Raw genomic sequence first — 2,251 nt, forward strand, 5'->3', positions numbered from 1 at the left:
TGGAAACCGTCAGCCCGTTTCCCGGCAGAAAACAGGGTCTGGCAAAAGTGTAGCGGTATTAGGCGCAGCTATTTAGGTAGTTCGTGGGTTATCAGTATTTTTTTCATTTGAGTACCTTGTTTGTGACTGAAGTTGACTTTCTGTAGATTAGGACTTTTATCTTATCCAGGCGATTTATCTGTCACCATAAGAAGACGTAACAGGTATGATGGTAAATACCGGTAAAATCAACAGGCGGCGAAAGACGGTGTAACGTTAAGTCTGTAAAAGCAACGTTCTGAATTCATATCTTAGCCTGGCGGCAGGTATATTAAACCATCGGGAAATTATAACACACGGAAAGGATATTAGCATATCAATCGCGGTCAGTGTCAAGGCCGTTGCATCAGGATATAATTTATGCTGCCTGTTTTTCCCGGGCCGGATTAGGAATAATCACCCTTTAAGTATCAGTCTCCTGTTCAGCGGCAAGTATATATTTTTTTGTGCCTGAGGATAGCCTTTATCCCATGCATAAGAAGATTTATTTCTTTGCCATGATGCCGTTCTGCTGGCGAGACATAGATATTCCCCTGTAACAACGTTCTTCGTTATATCACCGGCTAAATTTATCCACCCTGACTTATGTTTCTTCCAGAGTCTTAAAACCTGATAACGTCGATGCGGGTATATATTTTAAGGAAAAAATCTGTAGGTTCAATCTGTCATTCCGGGTTCTGCGACAGATTTCCATGGTCAGTGACATCTGTCTGAGAATCGCGGGCCGGTATTGCCCCGTGACTTGTTCTTTATGCCGGTATGACAGTAACCAGTTTACGCCAGAGCATTGAACTGGTTACGCTAATACCGGATACTGAGCACAGGCTTAACGGTAGAAAATGAGGTTATTATGTCAGCAATTGAACAGTTATCTTTTTATCAACAAAAACTGGCCTATGAAACGGATTCATGGGATCTGTATCTGGCTTTAAAAGAGAATACAAATGTTGTTGTCGTTGACGGACGCAGTAAAGATGCTTATCAGAGAGAGCATATTCCCGGAGCAATCAATCAGCCGCATAAAGAAATCTGTTTTAACAACACAGAACACCTGGATAAAACCAAAATATATATTTGCTATTGTGATGGCATTGGTTGCAACGCTTCGACCAAAACAGCGATGAAACTGATGACGCCCGGTTTTCAGGTAAAAGAATTATTAGGTGGGCTGGACTGGTGGAAACGGGATGGTTATTCCACTGACGGTACTGAGGGAAAAGAAGGAACCCCTGTTTCCTGCGGTTGCTGAGTAACCAGAAATAAACTCGCCCCGTGTGACCTGAGTAAGCGCGCGGGGATATTTATTTGAATAACCTACTGATAAATATTTTATAATTGACTCCGGCTATTATCATCACCGGGTGAATTAATACTGTGTCCATATTCCCCGGCGAGGCACTATTTTCTGCCAGAAGCTGAAGACGATTTGGACAGGGAGCCAATGGTCAATAACGACAGAAAATTCGTTCCCGGACTCGGCCAGATAAATAAAGAAACGATAACACCATTAATCCCTTAAGCCGAAGGTCCCTGTTATAGTTTTTTCTTCTTTAATATTCTTCATATCATGACGGGCATCTCTTTTCAGTCAAATTACAAGCCGGTTAATATTGCATCAGTTACCCCCTGGTGCTGACAAGGAAAAGCCAATGGATCGTCAATACAACAATGGACGGACCGCGGACCGGCTTTCAGCCACAGTGCAATCCCTGTTTACGGCGGAAGCACCGGCCACAATCACTGAGGCAGCGCGTGTGCTTATCGCTGGCCCGCAGGTATATTGCTGGCATGTTAATACCCTGTACCGGGCTACAACAGAGGGCAGACAGAGTAATCTCGTGCCGGAGGATTGCCTGCCACCCTGTAAGGTGGCGTAATGGGAAACCGTTCGAACTGTTATGGCCGGGGGACCGCACTGGAGGGTGATAAAACCACCACCGGTGCTGTGTGTATCGCCTCCATGTCCAATGATACTGAACATGGGCGCAGGGTGATTCGTGTCGGGGACAAAACCACTCCCTGTCCTGTATGCGGTGAGACAGGGGTTATCGTCTCCGGTGAACCCCGAGATACCAATGATGGAAAAATAGCGGCGGTGGATGGTTCAGTTGTACGCTGTGGCTGCCCGTCAGGGTCTAACCGGATTATCGCGCCGGCAGGACAATGGGTTGGCAGAGGCCCGGATCCTTCTGTTGCAGCCCTTGCGGCACTG

The 2,251-nt window shown here is 46.1% G+C and carries 2 protein-coding genes; both read left to right on the top strand.

Annotated elements, in window-relative coordinates:
• Positions 1-889: 889 nt before the first annotated feature.
• The gene (locus JK211_RS16630; protein ID WP_212709729.1) at positions 890-1,288 is read left to right on the top strand and encodes a rhodanese-like domain-containing protein; all 399 of its coding nucleotides are present in this window, start codon (positions 890-892) and stop codon (positions 1,286-1,288) included.
• Between the two features lie 627 nt (positions 1,289-1,915).
• Positions 1,916-2,251 (top strand): PAAR domain-containing protein (locus tag JK211_RS16635; RefSeq protein ID WP_212709730.1); only part of this gene is annotated, 336 nt, incomplete at its 3' end.

This window comes from Tatumella sp. JGM130 (assembly GCF_018257525.1).
Classification (GTDB): domain Bacteria; phylum Pseudomonadota; class Gammaproteobacteria; order Enterobacterales; family Enterobacteriaceae; genus Tatumella; species Tatumella punctata.